Source organism: Fictibacillus sp. KU28468, assembly GCF_026153615.1.
Classification (GTDB): Bacteria; Bacillota; Bacilli; order Bacillales; family Fictibacillaceae; genus Fictibacillus_C; species Fictibacillus_C marinisediminis.
Window position 1 is genome coordinate 1,245,209 of record NZ_CP110666.1, and the last position, 15,276, is coordinate 1,260,484.

Genomic DNA, 15,276 nt, shown 5'->3' on the forward strand with positions numbered 1-15,276 from the left:
GAGGGGAGCTTCCCCTCTTTTTTATTTGCAATAAGTAAGAACATTACGAAAACTTGGAGTAAGCGTTTTCAAGCTGCCGTTTTCTTGATTAACTTTTTTTATTTGGTTAAAGTAAAAGAAACCAGAACAAAAAACGGAGGAGTTTAAGACATGGCTAATAAACTGCATTTTGATTACAGCAAAGCTTTGCCTTTCTTAGGTGAGCAAGAAGTATCAAATTTTTCTGCATTAGTAAAAGCATCACACGAGCAAATCCATGATAGAACTGGAGCGGGAAGCGACTTTTTAGGATGGGTTGACCTTCCGACCGCATATGATAAAGAAGAGTTCGCCCGTATTCAAAAAAGTGCTGAAAAGATCAAAAGTGATTCTGATGTATTGATCGTTATTGGAATCGGCGGATCTTACCTTGGAGCAAGGGCAGCAATTGAAATGCTCAATCACTCGTTCTACAATATGCTTTCTAAAGAAGACCGCAAGACTCCTCAGGTTATTTTTGCAGGCCAAAACATCTCTTCTACTTATGTTAAAGACTTGTTCCAAGTACTAGAAGGCAAGGATGTTTCCGTGAACGTCATTTCAAAATCTGGAACAACAACAGAACCTGCAATCGCGTTCCGTATTTTCCGCAAGTTCCTTGAAGAGAAATATGGAAAAGAAGAAGCACGCAAACGTATATATGCAACAACCGACCGTGCAAAAGGTGCACTGAAAACGCTGGCGGATGAAGAAGGCTATGAGAGCTTTGTTATTCCTGACGACGTTGGAGGACGCTATTCTGTATTAACAGCTGTAGGTCTTCTTCCAATCGCAGTAAGCGGAGTAAACATTGATGAAATGATGAATGGAGCAGCAGAAGCAAGCAAGGATTATTCCAATCCGAATCTTGCTGAAAATGAAGCATACCAGTATGCAGCTGCACGAAATGCTCTGTATAACAAAGGGAAAACCATTGAATTGATGGTGAACTATGAGCCAGGATTACATTATGTTTCTGAATGGTGGAAACAGCTGTTTGGTGAAAGTGAAGGAAAAGACAACAAGGGGATCTATCCTGCGTCTGTAGACTTTTCCACTGACCTTCACTCTATGGGACAATATGTTCAGGAAGGACGCCGAGATCTGTTCGAGACTGTACTGAATGTAGAGAATACACGAGAAGAAATTAAGATTGAGGAAGACGATCAAAACCTTGATAAATTGAATTTCCTTGCTGGACAAACAATGGACTTCGTCAACAAAAAAGCATTCCAGGGAACTTTGCTTGCACATACCGACGGCGGAGTACCGAATTTAATTGTTACTATTCCAGAATTAACGCCATATCATTTTGGCTACCTTGTGTATTTCTTTGAAAAAGCATGTGCCATCAGCGGCTATCTTCTCGGAGTGAACCCGTTTGATCAGCCTGGGGTGGAAGCCTATAAGAAAAACATGTTTGCGCTGCTCGGCAAACCAGGCTTTGAGAAGGAAAAAGAAGAATTGGAAAAACGCCTTTAATCCATAAAGCTCCTGTTACCCAGACAGGAGCTTTATTTTTTATACTTTTGGAGATGATAAAAGGTAAACCGTTACTCTAAAAGGAGATAAGCATGATTCCATTACAAAGTAAGCTTGAGAATGAAGTGTTTGCTTTTAATGAACTGGAGGACAAGCTCAAACAACTCGGGTATACCATTGGAGGCAACTGGGATTATGATCACGGATATTTTGACTATAAACTGGATGATGAAGTCGGATATACGTTTGTCAGAGTTCCATTTACCGCTTATGAAAAAGAAATCGGGGACCAAGGGGCAATGGTGACCATGGGAGAACCGTTTCTTCTGGCTCATAAATATCAGATTGGCCTCGATGACAATGTCAGTGTAGGGAATCTGTCGGGAAGCTTAAATCAGTTTTCAGAACCCCAGGACCCTGATGCGTCGATCGATGACAAATGGATTGGGATTGGCAAAAAGCTTATTGAAAAAACAGAGTCTCAATTGTTGGCTGATTAGAAGGGTAAGGACATGTTCCTTACCCTTCTCTTATGGATTGAAGACTAATCTGGGCCATACAGTCACTGGCAAGAGATGTTGTATTAATTAATTCATCAGCACCGGCTCTCAGGCTGTTGTTCTGCTGCTCAGGCGTCAATATTTCAGCCATAACATGTACAGTAGGGTTGAGTCCTTTAACCGTAATAATGGAAAGAATGGTGTGCATGTCGGCTTCTGCTTCTTTCATGTTTTGGTCGGCGGTCAGAAGGACAGCTTTTGCCTGTTTAATGTTGGCCATCTCCCATGTTTGGTCTTGCGCCGGGCTGCCTTTTATAAAAAGAACACCCTGTTTCGATAAGGGATTTTCGTTCAGCGATGAATCTATAAGAATAATCGTGAGTCTTGTCGGTTCTTTGGCAAGGGTGCTGATGGTCTGCTTAGCCCGCTCATTCCATCCGACAATACATAAATGTCCGGTTCCGTTAAACATTAATTTCCCTTCTTTGTATTTATTTTGCCTTTTAATTACAGCTGAAGCGGCTTGGACAGTGAAAAAGGCGATAAAAGAACCGCCAAAAAAAACAAGGAGGATGGCCATAAACCGGCCTATAAATGACTTTGGAACATAATCTCCAAATCCTACAGTTGCCGCTGTCATGACGGACCAATAGATTCCCTCAAATACAGTAGGGAAATTTTTCGGCTCTAAAAAATGGATGAGAACACCAAACAAAATCATCAGTGAGCCGATGATGCTGAACAAGCGAATCAGCATTGGAAGACGCAAGTATGAAAAAAAGAAATCCTCGAATTTCATGGAGCACATCCTTGAGCAAGATAGTACAAGTATGTCCCAGAATAAGTAAGGGAAAACCAAGCTGGCCCAGTATGTTTCCGAAAAATGATAAAAGACAAAAAAGTCAATCGGAAATTTCCCAATTGACTTTCTTTATCGTAAGCTGCTAAATTACAGTGAGCTGAGGCTTTTAATATGCTTAGGAAGAATGCGGTGAATTTCTTTATCACCATACACAACGACATAGCCGCCGACATACTCTGTTAGCATACCTTCAATAGCATCTGGACCGCCACGGTTGATTTTGACTTTTCTTAGTTTTAAGCGGTCAAAAAGATCGTTGAATCCATACTCTTGATAAAACTCTGGATCTGGAGCGATTGTGTTAGCGGATTGGCTGCTGCTCTCGCAACGTTGCTTGCCAGATTGCTTGCCAGATTGTTTTCCGCTCGCTTTTCCAGTCTTTCCTCCAGAAGCTCTGCTGGTCGTTCTACCGCTTTCATTGCTGGATTCAGTATTTCCTTCTCCGTCCGCTTTCCGTTGAACGACACTCACGCTTTTTACATGTTCGGTCTTATAATATACAGCCCCTTCTTTTTCAGTTGCCAGGACGATATAATCATAAGTGCTTAAAAGAAGTTTCCCTTGTCTTGATTCAGGACCGCCTCGGTTAATCTGGATGTTCTCGCCAAGCATGTTATCCAAAATGGCTGAAAAGCAGGAAGGTTTGAAATAATCCCATGTGCGAAGGGCATTTTCATCGCCGTATCCTGTTTCATTGTCACTTTGGACTACCACTCCAAAGCTCTTTAAGTGACGCGTCGCATAATAAACCACGCCATCCTTATCTGTACCTACAACAACATAGTTATAGCCGCTATAAAGCAATTCCCCTGCTTTGGCTTCTGGCCCCCCTTTATTAACATTTATCCTTCTGCCAACCAACGATTGGATATAATAGTCAGACATTCATGTTCTCCTTTCAGAACTTTAGATTCATTTTTGTTGTTGCATAGTATGTATATATGTAAACAAGCATCATTCGGCGCTGGTACAAGCGCCTCTTTCTATGAAAAAGAAACATTTGCCTACTATTCCCGGGATAAAAAGAAAGATAGAGCTCAAAGCTCTATCCGTTAAAATAATAGTATTTTTAGTGGCAGGAACTTGAACGTTTCTTTTTTTTCTTCACTTTTTTGCAATCTAAAACGTAAGAAGACGAGCTTTGTTTGCAGGTCTTCTTATGAGAAGAACGCTTTTTGGAAGAACTGCGCTTGCAACAGTGTTTGGAAGAAGATGAACTTCTTTTCTTTGATCTCTTGTGTGATCTCTTGTGTGATCTCTTGTGTGATCTCTTGCTGGATCTCTTGCTGGATCTCTTGCTTGATCTTTTGCTTGATCTTTTCCCAGAACGTTTCCCAGAACGCTTCCCGGGACGCTTTCCGGAACGTTTTCCAGACTTTTTGCTGGATTTTTTTCCAGAACGCTTACTGCTTCTTCCACTTGAACATTCAGACGGATCATTACGCCATACGCTCATGCTTGAACCTCCTATACCTTTGGTAGGCGAAAAGAAGATAACTTAGCAATCTCTTTTCAAACATAGTGTACGTTGATTTTTTATTAGTGCTTGGGCGTTAGTACAATTGACCAGCCCCATTTTAACCTTGGAATGTAGCGCATGCATTCTCTTCATCATAGAGATAAGTATCAACGATGGGGAGAATGAAGAAATGCAAAATAATGCTATACCAGAGTACAATATTTCTGTTCCCTTTAAGGGAGTAAAATGGATTCAGAAAGGAAAATGGGCAAACGAGGCTGTTGCTGGTGTCATTAAAGCAGGGGATAAACCATATGAAATGCTGATTAAGTACAGAGGTGCCCATATCCGCTCATTTCCAAAAAAATCCTATGATCTTTTGTTTATGGAATCTCAATCCTTTTTTGGAGCGAGAAGGATTCATTTGAATGCAGAATACAATGACCCGTCTCTCATAAGAAATAAGCTTTCTTTGGATTTTTTTCGTGATATCGGGGTCCTGTCACCTGAAGCACAGCACGTTACATTGTATATTAATGGGCTTTATCAAGGAGTTTATCTTCAGCTTGAGTCAGTTGATCAGAAATTCTTAAAGAAACGGGGATTGCCGGCAGGAAGTATTTATTATGCGATCTCTGAAAACGCAAACTTTTCGAAGTATAATCCGACGACTGGAAAAGAAAAGAGATCAGTAACAGCAGGTTATGAGATAAAATTTGATCCGAACAAATCGTTCAAAAACCTCCGTGAACTTATGCATTGTATTCTAAATTCATCTGAAAAAGAGTTTCCTTCGCGAATTGAACCCCTCCTGGATATCGATCAATATTTCAGGTGGCTTGCAGGTGCGGTCTGTACACAAAATTTTGACGGCTTTATCCATAATTACGCGTTATATAAAAATGGAGAGAACAAACGCTTTGAAATCCTGCCTTGGGATTATGATGCAACGTGGGGTAGAGACATCCACGGTGATGTCATGGGAAATAAATATGTACCGATTGAAGGCTATAACACACTGACAGCACGGCTCTTGCTTCATAAGCCTTATAAACGCCAGTATAAAAGGATCATGGAAGAGGTACTGGACGATGCCTTTACTTGCAGGGCTTTGGAACAAAAAATCCTTGCTTTACACCAGTCCTTGCGGCCGCATCTCGTGAAAGACCCATATAAACACCGGTCTTTGTCCATTTTTGATGAAGAGCCGGAATTTATTCTAGCCTTCATCAAAAACAGAAATAAATATTTAAAGAAACGGCTTACGCGTCTGCAATAAAAAAATCCTGCTGAACAATAATGTTCAGACAGGATTTTTTTAAGCAGCCTCGTTGACGAGAGGGGCTGCAGTTTCAGCTGATTCTTGATTTAGAGTTTCATCGCTATGCTCTGAAGTTTCAGCATCTGCAGGCGGTTCTTCTTGAACGGCTGGTGGATTAGCTGGAGCTAAGCTGTTATCTTGTTCGGCAGCTGGTGTTTCCGATGCTGCAGGCGGTTCTTTTTGAACAGCGGTATCTGTATCCTTTTTTGCAGGTGCTGATTCATGAGAATCGGCCTCTGGTGAAGAAGTTACTTCCTCAGCTGAAGAAGATGGCTCATTTTGATTGTCTTTTTGCTCTGCTTCTTGGGCTGGCGCTCTGTAAGCGGATAAGCCTGATGCTGCATAAGGCTGGACAGCGTTTGCAGGTTCTGCGGCAGGTTCAGAATCATGATTCGGGTGCGCTGACTCTTGATGGTCATTGGCTGAGTCAGTACCCCTGTTTTCGCCTTTATCACATTCAACTTCCGGTTTAGGTTCTTCTTTAGGAAGACCGGCAGCTGGAGGAAACTCAGCTTTTGTCTCTTTAGGTACCGCTGGTAAAGAAGAATCAATTTTTTTCACCTTTGGTACGTCCGCTGGAGGTGTTGTGTTTTTGGTTCCCTCTTTTTCCCTCGCCGGGACTGTAACAGGGGAAGGATCTTTATCTTCGGTGACCGACTTGCTGTTCTCTTTTTCAGGTGCTGCAGGAATAACATACGGCTTAGAGTTTGCAGCAGGCACTGGACCAGTAAGTTTGGAAGATTCTACGGCAGGTGCAAATGGTTTGGCAGGCTCAGGTGCTGCCGGTGCCTTTCCTTGCTGCTCAGTTGGTGCAGGAACACTTCCTGCAGAAGGATCTGGCGTGCTGATTGCTGCTGGTGTCTGATTTTGATCTGAACTTCCACCAGATGCAGCAGCTGGAAGGTTTTCAGCCGTTTCTGATACTGGAACTTTTACTATGTTTGGAACAGCTGCAATGGTAATGGAATTCGCATAGACAGGCTCAGCATTCTCTTCCCCTTGTCCCTCAATCGTTTCACTATGAACAAAAACTGCAACATGGGGATACTCACGAGATTGTGCTGTAGAAAGAAGATCACTGATCGGGCCTACCACTTCTGACAGTTCCTGAATGCTTTTTTGCTTGATATCCGCTTTTGTAATCTCGATTCCTGCTTCTTTTGCAGCGATGAAGATCGCATATTTCCCTGGTGAAACACCAATTTTCTGAGCACGTTTCCGTTCTTGGTTTGACATGATTAATGAAGTCATGTCAATTTTATTTTCCTGCGCTTTTTTTTCCATCAAAGAATTGATTTTTTGTTCAATCTTTCGCTGTGTTTCTTTTGAAACATCTTTATTGATCGTGGTCGTGACGATTACTTCCTGATTTGGTTTAATAAACCCTTTTGCTCTGCAGATCTCAAATATTTTTTCGGTAACCTCTTCTATCGGCTGGTTCTGCCAATCTTCAAGAATAGCAAGAAGCTTTTTCCCGTCCGAATTATAAGCAGTGATATTTTGAACGAGCATGTCACCATCAATTTCAAGCTCGATGCTCGGATTCATTTCAATTCCTACATACGCGTAAACTCCTTGTCCTGTATAAGGAGAAAATTGGAAAAATAACAAGATGAAGGTCATCATAAACACTGTCGTTGTTTTCCAGCTAATTGTGGGAAGCCGGAACGTCCGTTGTTTTTCCAGTTCGTTTGGTAAGTAAATATCACTGCCTACTGAATATTGCTTATTTGAAATTTTAACTTTACGAAATATGCCGCCTTCTGACAGAACGATCAAATGGCGACGGTTTACTTCTACCACAATTCCCTTAGTCATCGAAAGGGGCCTCCTATTCTGGCAAATAGCCTTTAAGATAATGATAGTCTTCAATCACAATAAGAGCCGTAGCGATAATATAGGGGGCATATCGAGTGATGCTCTTCTTTTGAAAATTTTTTAAAAGCTGGGAGGTTGGCAGACTTTTTTTATTAAGAAAAAATGATCGCAGTTCGATGTCGTTAGCTATGTATGAGGCGATGATGAAGGCTTCTTTTCTTCTATTCTTGGTTTGGGGTGTCCATTTCGGCATCTGGCATATATCAATCCCAAATTGCAAAAGCCTGCTTTTATAGTGTTCAACTTCTTTGTCAGGTGAAATGGTTTTGGGCTCAAGACAAGCTGCCGCTGAAGATCTGGTAGCTATGGGATTGGCATTATCCGGCAATGTGTATGTATTTGAAATGAATATCCTTCTTTTAAGCCAGCTGATCATAAACCACCCTCCATTTCTCCATTCTTAACATTTGTTGTTCTCGTCTATAAACCTATATTTAGAAAATATTAACTATCAGATTATAGTATGGAAACCATGAAAAAAACAGGTACAATAGTCATGCTTTGTTGATTTGTGAGGGGGAAGAAAGTCTAATATATTTAATAGATTAAAAGGCTATTAAACAAGAAAGTTATGGGAAAATAGGAAATGGAAAAATATAGATCAGGACCTTCGCGGCATGGCTTTTTTAGTATAACGTTGCTACCCTTTATTTAAAGAAGTGAATATTCTGAAAATGGGGGATTTACAATGTTAAGAAGATGGAAACAGCCAGCAGCAGTTCTGTTGGGAATCAATCTTGCTCTATCTGCAGGGGTTCCTGTAATGGCTAAGGAACAAAGTGCAAAGCACGATCATCAGCAAAATGACTGGAACCATCCTGGCCCTTCTTCACCAGTCATCCATAACGGAACTCCGAGAAGTGCAGGGCTTCACCCAGAATCGTTAAACATCATCGATGCGACCATGAACAAAGCGATGGAAACGAAGATGCTGCCTGGCGGAGTTGTATTGGTTGCCAGAAAAGGGGCGATTGCTAAATGGGATGCTTACGGCTATGCCGCCCGCTATACCGATGATAAATTCACAGAAATGGAACATCCGGTTTCAATGACAAGGAATACAATTTTTGATCTTGCATCCATCAGTAAAATTTTCACGACCACAGCCGCTATGAAATTGTATGAACAAGGGAAATTCAAATTGGATGACCGTGTGGCTGATTATATTCCTGAGTTCAAGGAAAATGGAAAAGAAAACGTGACCATCCGGCAGCTTCTTACTCATACTTCGGGATTTGAGCCGTTCATTCCATTATATAAGATGGGAAGCAACAGAGAGGACCGTCTCCATATTGCGCTGACGCATCCTTTAAAGAATGCGCCCGGTACAACCTATACATACAGTGATTTGAATATGATCACCCTGGGCGTTCTTGTGGAAAAGCTATCAGGGAAACGATTGGATCAATACGTAAAAGAAGTGATCACAGACCCGCTGAAAATGAGGGACACGATGTACAATCCTCCTGCATATTTAAAACCGCGGATTGCCGCCACCGAATATGAACCTTATATTAACCGGGGAATTGTGTGGGGTGAGGTGCATGATGAAAATGCATGGTCACTTGATGGTGTTGCTGGCCATGCTGGTGTCTTTTCCACAGCACATGACTTGGCTGTATTTGCTCATATGATTCTGCAAAAAGGAAAATATGGAAATAAGACCATCCTAAAGCCATCTACTGTCGAACTGCTTGAAGAAAATCAGCTTCCGCAGTTTCCCGCTGATTCACATGGACTAGGCTGGGAACTGGATCAAGGCTGGTACATGGATGCTCTTTCTGACGCTGACACCCTTGGGCATACTGGTTTTACTGGAACAACAATGGTCGTCAGCCCGAAAAACAAAATGATTGTGCTGACCCTGACTAACAGGGTACATCCGACGAGAAACACACCATCGTTGAATCTTGTCCGCAGGGAAGTGGCACGTTCAGCCGCTGACTCCATTTCAATTCCATTAAAAGGCAACGGAAAAGCGTGGTTTGCCGGCTATGGTGACTCCCTTTCCCGTCCACTAGTTTATGAACTAAGCGAACCGGCAGCGAGCATAAGCTTCCAGACCTGGTATGAGATTGAAAAGGGAAGCGACAACGGAATTGTTGAAGCATCGGCAGACGGTGTTACTTGGCAGAAGTCAGAAAAGACATATACAGGCAAAAGCGCCGGATGGAAACAGCAGACTGCAGTTCTTCCATCGAACAGCAAATTTGTCCGTTTTCTCTATAAAACAGATGCTTCTGTCAATGGCCGAGGCTGGTATGTGAAAGATCTAAAAGCTATGAGCACCTCTGACAGAGAAATTCACAGCAAAATTACAGAAAACCAATGGTCGCAGCGAAACTATTAATAGAATTAAAAGAAGAACCGCCCTTTTTTGGCGGTTCTTTAGTTGTTGCTGGGGATTGGCAGTTTGTGGTGAGGGATTTGAGCGGAAACAGATTTTATTGAGCCTTAATCAGCGTGAATTGATCCGTTGAAAATCCGAACTATTTACTCGTGCTCTGCGGCGCCTTCCCACTTCAGAAGTCCAGCAGGCAACAAGTTGCGTTGACGTCAACGTAACACAAAATGTATACCTTTTTAAGGAAGTGATACCGGTGAACTCGATTAAGATCGACGAAGTTGCAAAGATTACCGGGATTACCAAAAGGGCAATCCGCTATTATGAGGAGATTGGGCTCATACAGCCGCCAGAACGCAGTGACGGACAGGTCCGTTTATACACTGAAAAGGATGTTCAGCAGATAAAAAGAGTAGTTGATGCGAAAGAAGTGCTAGGGTTTTCTTTACAGGAGCTTCAGCATTTTCTAAGCATTAAAGAACGCATATTGGAACATAAAGAACAGTACGAAACGTCAAGGGACAAGACCTTTCAGCAGGCTGAATTAGAGGAGATTGCAGTCGGGCTTATAGAACAGCGGGATATGCTTCAGGAAAAAATGGAAAAGATGAAGTCCTTCCAGGATGAATTGAAAGATTTAATCCAAAAAGTCGAAAGCCTGCTGAATGTCTAACTTGGGGTGCCAGGCACCGCCATTACACACTTGTGTAATCGTGGTGCCTGGCACCTCACTTTTTTAAAATTGCCTTTTAAATCCTTTCAGCTATGGTGATACTGTGGGTACTTTAATAAAAGAGAGGAACTCATAATGGAAGTATTTCCAGTTATTCATACAAATTTCTGGGACGGAGTATTGGCTGTCCCGATTGTTCTTATCCTGACGCAGCTGATTAAACTGTTTACACCTGTACCGCGGGCGTTCATTCCCACGACAGCGCTTTTAATCGGCCTTTTGCTTTCCATCCTGTACAGCCACCGCCACCATCTGATCGCTGGAATCTTTATGGGCTTTTTTTACGGCTATGCTGCCATTGGAAGCTATGCGGCTTCCAGAAACTCGTGGTGTGCATTCAAAGCGAAATTGCGTAAAAAAGAGCATTTCCGCTGATCGGGATGTCCAGTTGCTGGGCAGAAAGATTAGTTCTCTTGTATGATACAGGAAGAAACTATTTATTTAGGTGGGATTGGAATGAAGATTGCAGCAATCATAGGAAGCTCCAGAGCGGATGGAAACACCCAACAGTTGACGGAAATGGCGCTGGAAGGTATAGAATACACACCGATCATTTTAAAAGAAAAGCAGATTACGCCTATTGATGATTTGAGGCACGCGGATGGCGGTTTTCAGCCGGTTGCAGATGACTATGACCGGGTGATCGATATGGTGCTTGAGCATGATATTCTGATCTTTGCCACCCCGGTATATTGGTATGGCATGTCAGGACTTATGAAAAACTTTGTAGATCGCTGGTCACAGAGCCTTCGGGACAGCCGTTTTGAATTTAAAAGGAAAATGAGCCAAAAGAAAGCCTATGTGGTTACGTGTGGCGGCGATCAGCCAAAGATTAAGGCATTGCCGCTGATCCAGCAATTTCAGCATATTTTTGATTTTATGGGAATGTCTTTTCAGGAATATATTATCGGAACAGCCAACGCACCCCATGACATTTTAAAAGATGAACAAGCAATTGCAGAAGCCAAGCGTTGGAATGAAACGTTTTCTTCTCTTAAATAAAGGCTTTGTTAAGGCATATTGTTGGTTTTTTTCATAATGGGCCTCGCATACTGATGCTTAAAAGAGACCCTCAAGTCTTTTTCCCCAACTAAGCAAAGTAAGGTTTTTTGCCCGCTTTTGCTTATTTTTTTATGAAATTCTGCATATAACGTTGCGGAAATACTTAAGTTTACTTATAATTACTTAGCGAGGGGTGAAAAAGGCATGTATCAGGATGAACGGATGGAAGCAATTGTTAACTATATAAAGCAGCATGACCGGGTAGATGTGGAAACCATCTGCAAAATGAATAACGTATCCCGTGATACAGCCAGAAGAGACTTGGTGAAGCTTGAAGAGGAAGGTAAGATCGTCCGAACGAGGGGCGGTGCTAAATTTCCGACCTTTTATCATGAAGTGTTTAACTATGACCAGCGCCTGAAAAAGGATTTTGATGCAAAAAAGCGAATTGGCAGCTTTGCAGCTGGATTGATTCAGGATGGAGATCATCTGCTTCTGGATGTATCTACAACTGTACAGTTTTTGGCTGAGAACCTGAAAACAGAGCGGAATGTTGTCGTAACCAACTCTATCGACATTGCTGGAATCCTGTCACGTAAAGAAAAGGTATCGATCCATCTGCTTGGAGGATTGCTGAACAATGAACACCGGTCGATTTATGGAGCAAGAACGATCCAGCATCTGTCGGACTTCAGAGTCAACAAGCTCTTTCTTGGAGCCTGCGGAATCTCATCTAACGGGCTGACCATACCTTTTGAGGAAGAAGGCTTTTTATTGAAGGAAATGATCAAGCGTTCTGATCAAGTCATCGTACTGGCTGATTCTACGAAATTTAATCGCAGTTACTTTCAGAAGGTATGCGGGTTGGAGGACATTGACATTTTAGTTACAGATCAAGAAATGGATTCACGTTTAACCACAATATTAGAGCAGTATGAGGTAGAAACGATCATTCTGTAAGAGGAGGAAGACATGAAATTAATCGCAATTGATTTGGATGGAACACTATTGATGAAACAGGGGACGATCAGCAAAGAAAATGCTATGGCTATAAAAGAGGCTCAAGCTCAGGGGAATACAGTAGCGATCTGTACGGGACGTGCGGTGGAAGATGTACTGAATCTGCTCGAGAATGCCGGGATCCAATGTCCTGTGATCGGGGCGAACGGAGCTGTACTGTATGATGAAGGGAAAATTGTACAATGCCATCCTCTGCAGAAAGAACATGCTTACCACATCCTTACCCAACTGGAGGACATGAACGTCTTTTACCATCTTCATACGAATAAGGGCATCTATACGCCTGATTTTGGCGAAAATGGAATCCAGGTTGAAATTGATATCGTAAAGTCAGCAAACCCAGAGATAAACTCAGAAGAATTGTGGAAAGCCGCTCAAGGATATCTGAAACAATTTGGGCAAATTTCGATTTCTTCCTTCCGATCCATATGGACAGAAGATCTGGTGATCAATAAAATTCTTCCGTTTTCTTATTCTTTAGAAAAGCTTGAGGAAATCCGTGAATCAGCTTCAGCATTTGAAGGGCTTTCCATTACGAGTTCAGCGGACCATAACCTTGAGATCAATCATGAAAATGCCAACAAGGGAAATGGATTAAAAGGGATGGCTGATCATCTTAGAATACCTTATCAAGATACTGTGGCCATTGGGGACAATATGAATGACTGGCCGATGATGAAGTTTGCGGGCACGAGTATTGCAATGGGCAACGCGCTGCCTGAAATTAAAGAAATCTGCCATTTTACTACATTGGAAAACGATGAGCATGGTGTAGCTCATGCCATCAGGGAATTTATTCTTAAACAAGCAGTATAAATACAAAAAAGGCCTGCCGGCGTAACCACTTGGGCGTAACGGCAGACCTTTTTTTGCATGCAGACTTGAGTCAGGAGACCTCTGTCTTAGGGAATGTGAATCCTTCCCCGAAAACATCCCGAACATCATGGATGACCACAAATGCTTTTTCGTCTATGCGATGTACGATTTTTTTCAGTTCAAATAATTCCTGTTTATTAATGACTACATATAAAATTTCTTTCGATTCCTTCGTATAGCTGCCATGGGCGGAAAACACCGTTACACCTCTGTCCATGTCGTCGTTTACCTTTTTGGAGATCTCCTCGGCATGCTGAGAGATAATCGTGACAGCTTTTCGGGTATCAAAGCCTTCAATTATGTAATCGAGGACTTTTGTAGAGATATAGATAGAAATAACGGTGTACATGGTGTTTTGAGCTCCGATAACAAAATAGGAACTGAGCACGACCAACAGGTCAAATCCCAGCATGGCCCCACTGATGCTCCAGCCCAAATACTGATTTGCCATTCTCGCCAAAATGGTCGATCCTCCAGTCGTTCCGCCAGAACGAAGAACAAGTCCTAAACCAATTCCGATGAAAATACCGGCAAACACGGTACCAAGAATTGTATCCTTAACAGGTGTTCCTAATCCTTCTGTCATATGAAGGAAAACCGAGGTAAAAACAATGCAGAAAATTGTGTACAATGTCACTCTTTTGTTAAGGAGCTTGTACCCTATAATCAAAAGAATGCCGTTCATAATAAAGTTCGTATAGCTTGGCGACCAGGAGAAGAGATAATACAAGATCATAGAAATACCGGTAACTCCCCCTTCTCCCAGTTCATTTGGGATAGCGAAACAGTTTACACCAAGCGCGAAAAAGAATGAGCCAATAATAATCAGGATCAACTCTTTCAAATAGCTTTTCATTTTAATCCCCCTTTCATTGACAATAAAAATTCATTCAAATAAACCAACCACAAGGGCTGGTTTTATTTTTGCGTCCATTTTAGCAGGGCTTGCAGGCCTGTAGGGCTGCAAGCCCTGCTTATACAAGAGATCAATATACCACGGCTTTAAAGGAGTTTCAACATTTGTTCGTCTTTGTTTATGTTTTATGTAAAAAAGCCTGTATACCATTAACCTTTGGTTACACAGGCCTTAAATGTGATCAGCAGCAAGGAGGTGCGCCGCATGAAATGTTTTGGTGATGCTCTTGGCAGGTTAGATATTCAGAGACAGGATACTCATGGACATGCTGGTACAGCATGTGATTCACATGCTGAATCTGAACAGGATGGACGTGAATAACCTCTTCAGTGTGATAATGCTGCTGAACACAGCACTGTGTAGGGTGAACAACGACATGCGGACGATGACAGCCATAACCGTAATACATTAACGATCTCTCCTTTGTTTGAGATTAACCATTACTTCACTTTTCAATTTATGAAATTTTGCCGGAAACGGACAGGGTAGATGACTATAAAAAATGATTTAGGCATAAAAAAAAGGAAATAATGAGAACAGGTGATAATATGAAGCTTAATAAAAAAAGCAGAAAACTCTACAGCGATGCCATCGACAGCATGCAGGAAGGGCTTGAAGCCATGATTGATCTCTATAATGAAGCGGAAGAAGATATCCCTTTGATCAATTTTGAAAAGGGAGTGCAAGAGGAGATCGAGAAGGCGAAAAAGAAGTATGGTTCATCTTTTATAGATGGCAAGATCAATGCTATCGTAAAAGAAGTTTTGTCTTTTCTTCCCATTGATGAACCGCAGGCAGACCAAGTGAAAAAGGACTAGACGCATGATCTGTCATTCATCGAGGAAGTTCTTACTTTTTTCATAAA

At 41.9% G+C, this 15,276-nt stretch carries 17 protein-coding genes; 11 read left to right on the forward strand and 6 right to left on the reverse strand.

Annotated elements, in window-relative coordinates; genetic code table 11:
* Positions 1–150 precede the first annotated feature (150 nt).
* Together OKX00_RS06395 and OKX00_RS06400 are read left to right on the forward strand one after the other, a co-directional pair.
* Positions 151–1,500, forward strand: a complete 1,350-nt coding sequence (locus OKX00_RS06395; protein WP_265409836.1) for a glucose-6-phosphate isomerase — start codon at positions 151–153, stop codon at positions 1,498–1,500.
* A 92-nt stretch (positions 1,501–1,592) separates the two neighbouring features.
* Positions 1,593–2,000, forward strand: a complete 408-nt coding sequence (locus OKX00_RS06400) for a YugN-like family protein (protein WP_265409837.1) — start codon at positions 1,593–1,595, stop codon at positions 1,998–2,000.
* Between the two features lie 19 nt (positions 2,001–2,019).
* Here OKX00_RS06400 and OKX00_RS06405 read toward each other — a convergent pair whose 3' ends face one another.
* Both OKX00_RS06405 and OKX00_RS06410 read right to left on the reverse strand, forming a co-directional pair.
* The gene (locus OKX00_RS06405; RefSeq protein ID WP_265409838.1) at positions 2,020–2,799 is read right to left on the reverse strand and encodes a potassium channel family protein; all 780 of its coding nucleotides are present in this window, start codon (positions 2,797–2,799) and stop codon (positions 2,020–2,022) included.
* A gap of 150 nt (positions 2,800–2,949) precedes the next feature.
* On the reverse strand, positions 2,950–3,747 hold the full coding sequence (locus OKX00_RS06410; RefSeq protein ID WP_265409839.1) for a hypothetical protein: 798 nt from the start codon (positions 3,745–3,747) through the stop codon (positions 2,950–2,952).
* 290 nt (positions 3,748–4,037) lie between these two features.
* Here OKX00_RS06410 and OKX00_RS06415 point away from each other — a divergent pair, with 290 nt between their 5' ends.
* Together OKX00_RS06415 and OKX00_RS06420 are read left to right on the forward strand one after the other, a co-directional pair.
* Complete coding sequence (locus OKX00_RS06415) at positions 4,038–4,364, forward strand: hypothetical protein (RefSeq protein WP_265409840.1); 327 nt, start codon at positions 4,038–4,040, stop codon at positions 4,362–4,364.
* 147 nt (positions 4,365–4,511) lie between these two features.
* Positions 4,512–5,600, forward strand: coding sequence for a CotH kinase family protein (locus OKX00_RS06420; RefSeq protein WP_265409841.1), 1,089 nt, complete (start codon positions 4,512–4,514; stop codon positions 5,598–5,600).
* 39 nt (positions 5,601–5,639) lie between these two features.
* On the opposite strand, the gene OKX00_RS06425 is transcribed toward OKX00_RS06420, so the two are convergent.
* Together OKX00_RS06425 and OKX00_RS06430 are read right to left on the reverse strand one after the other, a co-directional pair.
* A complete protein-coding gene (locus OKX00_RS06425) occupies positions 5,640–7,460 on the reverse strand; it encodes an anti-sigma-I factor RsgI family protein (protein WP_265409842.1) in 1,821 nt (606 codons plus the stop codon).
* 13 nt (positions 7,461–7,473) lie between these two features.
* A complete protein-coding gene (locus OKX00_RS06430; RefSeq protein WP_062233320.1) occupies positions 7,474–7,896 on the reverse strand; it encodes a hypothetical protein in 423 nt (140 codons plus the stop codon).
* A gap of 312 nt (positions 7,897–8,208) precedes the next feature.
* Here OKX00_RS06430 and OKX00_RS06435 point away from each other — a divergent pair, with 312 nt between their 5' ends.
* From OKX00_RS06435 to OKX00_RS06460, 6 genes are all read left to right on the forward strand, one after another.
* Positions 8,209–9,870, forward strand: coding sequence for a serine hydrolase domain-containing protein (locus OKX00_RS06435; protein ID WP_265409843.1), 1,662 nt, complete (start codon positions 8,209–8,211; stop codon positions 9,868–9,870).
* A 250-nt stretch (positions 9,871–10,120) separates the two neighbouring features.
* Positions 10,121–10,537: a MerR family transcriptional regulator gene (locus OKX00_RS06440; protein ID WP_265409844.1), complete on the forward strand. Its 417-nt coding sequence runs from the start codon at positions 10,121–10,123 to the stop codon at positions 10,535–10,537.
* A 135-nt stretch (positions 10,538–10,672) separates the two neighbouring features.
* Positions 10,673–10,972, forward strand: a complete 300-nt coding sequence (locus OKX00_RS06445) for a hypothetical protein (protein ID WP_053357365.1) — start codon at positions 10,673–10,675, stop codon at positions 10,970–10,972.
* 81 nt (positions 10,973–11,053) lie between these two features.
* Positions 11,054–11,599, forward strand: coding sequence for a flavodoxin family protein (locus OKX00_RS06450; protein ID WP_053357366.1), 546 nt, complete (start codon positions 11,054–11,056; stop codon positions 11,597–11,599).
* Positions 11,600–11,803: 204 nt separating this feature from the next.
* A complete protein-coding gene (locus OKX00_RS06455) occupies positions 11,804–12,559 on the forward strand; it encodes a DeoR/GlpR family DNA-binding transcription regulator (RefSeq protein WP_265409845.1) in 756 nt (251 codons plus the stop codon).
* Between the two features lie 12 nt (positions 12,560–12,571).
* The gene (locus tag OKX00_RS06460; RefSeq protein ID WP_265409846.1) at positions 12,572–13,435 is read left to right on the forward strand and encodes a Cof-type HAD-IIB family hydrolase; all 864 of its coding nucleotides are present in this window, start codon (positions 12,572–12,574) and stop codon (positions 13,433–13,435) included.
* 70 nt (positions 13,436–13,505) lie between these two features.
* On the opposite strand, the gene OKX00_RS06465 is transcribed toward OKX00_RS06460, so the two are convergent.
* Together OKX00_RS06465 and OKX00_RS23310 are read right to left on the reverse strand one after the other, a co-directional pair.
* Positions 13,506–14,351: a YitT family protein gene (locus OKX00_RS06465; RefSeq protein ID WP_053357369.1), complete on the reverse strand. Its 846-nt coding sequence runs from the start codon at positions 14,349–14,351 to the stop codon at positions 13,506–13,508.
* A 241-nt stretch (positions 14,352–14,592) separates the two neighbouring features.
* The gene (locus OKX00_RS23310; protein ID WP_416054307.1) at positions 14,593–14,820 is read right to left on the reverse strand and encodes a CotD family spore coat protein; all 228 of its coding nucleotides are present in this window, start codon (positions 14,818–14,820) and stop codon (positions 14,593–14,595) included.
* A 139-nt stretch (positions 14,821–14,959) separates the two neighbouring features.
* On the opposite strand from OKX00_RS23310, the gene OKX00_RS06470 reads away from it, so the two are divergent.
* Positions 14,960–15,229, forward strand: a complete 270-nt coding sequence (locus OKX00_RS06470; RefSeq protein WP_053357370.1) for a hypothetical protein — start codon at positions 14,960–14,962, stop codon at positions 15,227–15,229.
* The last annotated feature ends 47 nt before the right edge of the window (positions 15,230–15,276 follow it).

Excerpts from the sequence above, each read along its gene's own strand:
- OKX00_RS06425 (WP_265409842.1), bottom strand. The coding sequence starts at position 7,460 with ATGACTAAGGGAATTGTGGTAGAAGTAAACCGTCGCCATTTGATCGTT.
- OKX00_RS06395 (WP_265409836.1), top strand. The coding sequence starts at position 151 with ATGGCTAATAAACTGCATTTTGATTACAGCAAAGCTTTGCCTTTCTTA.
- OKX00_RS23310 (WP_416054307.1), bottom strand. The coding sequence starts at position 14,820 with ATGTATTACGGTTATGGCTGTCATCGTCCGCATGTCGTTGTTCACCCT.
- OKX00_RS06465 (WP_053357369.1), bottom strand. The coding sequence starts at position 14,351 with ATGAAAAGCTATTTGAAAGAGTTGATCCTGATTATTATTGGCTCATTC.
- OKX00_RS06430 (WP_062233320.1), bottom strand. The coding sequence starts at position 7,896 with ATGATCAGCTGGCTTAAAAGAAGGATATTCATTTCAAATACATACACA.
- OKX00_RS06455 (WP_265409845.1), top strand. The coding sequence starts at position 11,804 with ATGTATCAGGATGAACGGATGGAAGCAATTGTTAACTATATAAAGCAG.
- OKX00_RS06420 (WP_265409841.1), top strand. The coding sequence starts at position 4,512 with ATGCAAAATAATGCTATACCAGAGTACAATATTTCTGTTCCCTTTAAG.
- OKX00_RS06435 (WP_265409843.1), top strand. The coding sequence starts at position 8,209 with ATGTTAAGAAGATGGAAACAGCCAGCAGCAGTTCTGTTGGGAATCAAT.
- OKX00_RS06460 (WP_265409846.1), top strand. The coding sequence starts at position 12,572 with ATGAAATTAATCGCAATTGATTTGGATGGAACACTATTGATGAAACAG.
- OKX00_RS06410 (WP_265409839.1), bottom strand. The coding sequence starts at position 3,747 with ATGTCTGACTATTATATCCAATCGTTGGTTGGCAGAAGGATAAATGTT.
- OKX00_RS06445 (WP_053357365.1), top strand. The coding sequence starts at position 10,673 with ATGGAAGTATTTCCAGTTATTCATACAAATTTCTGGGACGGAGTATTG.
- OKX00_RS06470 (WP_053357370.1), top strand. The coding sequence starts at position 14,960 with ATGAAGCTTAATAAAAAAAGCAGAAAACTCTACAGCGATGCCATCGAC.
- OKX00_RS06450 (WP_053357366.1), top strand. The coding sequence starts at position 11,054 with ATGAAGATTGCAGCAATCATAGGAAGCTCCAGAGCGGATGGAAACACC.
- OKX00_RS06405 (WP_265409838.1), bottom strand. The coding sequence starts at position 2,799 with ATGAAATTCGAGGATTTCTTTTTTTCATACTTGCGTCTTCCAATGCTG.
- OKX00_RS06400 (WP_265409837.1), top strand. The coding sequence starts at position 1,593 with ATGATTCCATTACAAAGTAAGCTTGAGAATGAAGTGTTTGCTTTTAAT.